1 protein-coding gene is annotated in these 1,726 nt (G+C 45.2%); it reads right to left on the reverse strand.

Translation table 11 applies throughout. The features are described from left to right. Positions 1 to 263: 263 nt before the first annotated feature. Positions 264 to 1,568 carry an IS30 family transposase gene (locus ACZMIG_RS14735; RefSeq protein WP_069432380.1) on the reverse strand — a complete coding sequence of 435 codons (1,305 nt, stop codon included), beginning with the start codon at positions 1,566 to 1,568 and terminating at the stop codon, positions 264 to 266. Positions 1,569 to 1,726: the final 158 nt, after the last annotated feature.

Here is a 1,726-nt window from a genome sequence, read left to right on the forward strand (position 1 = left end):
GTTCAATAGTCATCCGAGATTCCCGTTTTGTAAACGAGTTTCACATTTTGAAAGCGACCTGCAAATTTTGTACCCGACTTTCCACTTTTGTAATGACTTTCCCGTTTTTTCCCTTGCTTTTATGATATAATCACCTTATGGCAGAGTATTTTTTTGCACAAAAACCGGACGTCAGTTTTGGCTTACAAATTTTGCAAGCCATAATTCACGTCTTCTGCTGTTCCTATTTCAGCCGGCGGTCTGTGCTTTATTCTGTCTTCTGGTTACTTTTTGAGAAGTCTTGCGGTGAGGTTGATGTCTTTGGCTGCAACCTCGTGGCATCTAAGCCTCTCCGCCAGGTCTTCTCCATAATAAAAGCTGAACGCTTCATACGGACTTTTTCCGTTCAGTTTCTTTCTCCGGTAGGAATTGATATGGTTCATCATCAGCTCTACGTCTGCCTGCGTCAGTTCATCAAAGCTTCTTCCTTTCGGCAGGATCCTGCGTATAAATTCATGTCCCACCTCGATCTCTGCTTTCTGGTACGGCGCACTTGGATTGCAGTAATAGATCCTCGTCCTTTGAAATCCTTTTCCATCCGGTCCGTTCTCTATACACTTGGGATTGGAAAACTCACTTCCGTTATCCGTCAGGATGACCGGAAACAGCTTCCTAAAATCCTGCCCTCCCAGCCGGTGGTACAGTTCATCATAAATATCTATCACTGACTTTGAGGTGTTCGCTTCCCGCAGGAACCCCAGCATCAGTGACACATTTACAAAATATATCGTCAGCAGGACTTTCCCTCCCTTGCTGCCGATCACGGAATCCATCTGCACCACTGCTGTGTCCGGATGCTGTTCCATATATACTTCGTAATCATGATAATTCCTTCCCACACGGCATCCACGGTCTACTTTCAGCTCCGGTTTTTTATATCTCGGACGGTACTTTACCTTTCTTGGCAGGTCTATGTTCCTGATATCAAACAGGCATCCATCCACGTAGTTGTAGAGGGTCTTTTCACTGCACATCAGTTCATCCTTATGTGTCAGGTAGATCTGATGGATAGACTGCCCCTGTTTTACCAACGGCACCAGGATTTCATTGAGTCTGGCGATTTCCCCTTCCGTAGCAAGGATCCCGCTTCGGGATTCCGATATCTTATCCGTTGCCCGCCTCTGGGCTCCCAGAGCATCGTAAACAGTTTTTGTCAGCGTACACTTCTTCACTTCACTGCATCCGTTGCATACATATGGCGGTTTAAAGCGATGGGTACATATTTCTTCTTCATAATGCTCGCAGTAACGGTTGCATATGAGTTCACACTGTTTACAGACAGCTACCAGTGGATGCCTGCAGTCATTTGTCCCACATACTTTTTTCCTCTTACATGCTTTTCTGTACTTGCAGGTATTATGCGGGTAACTTCCATAACCGGTGTCCTGTTCGATGGAATAGTTCCTGATCTCCTTTGTGATGGTAGTCCTGTCCCTTCCCAGTTTCTCTCCAAGCTCTGTGAAAGTCATGTGCTCCTTTAGTCCGCTTTCTATCTCCAGCCGGTCCTCATAATTTAAGAACTTTGCCATACTGTCTCCTTTCCCCCGCCAGCTGCTGAAGTTCTGTTAAAAAACAGGAAGAACATTTCTGCTCTTCCTGCATTTGTATCGTCACTTTCACTGCTGTAATTTATTCTGTTTGTAATCAACTTTCCCCCTCACACGGGAATTTCAAAAAACTATTGAGG

This window comes from Xylanibacter sp. (assembly GCF_057607445.1).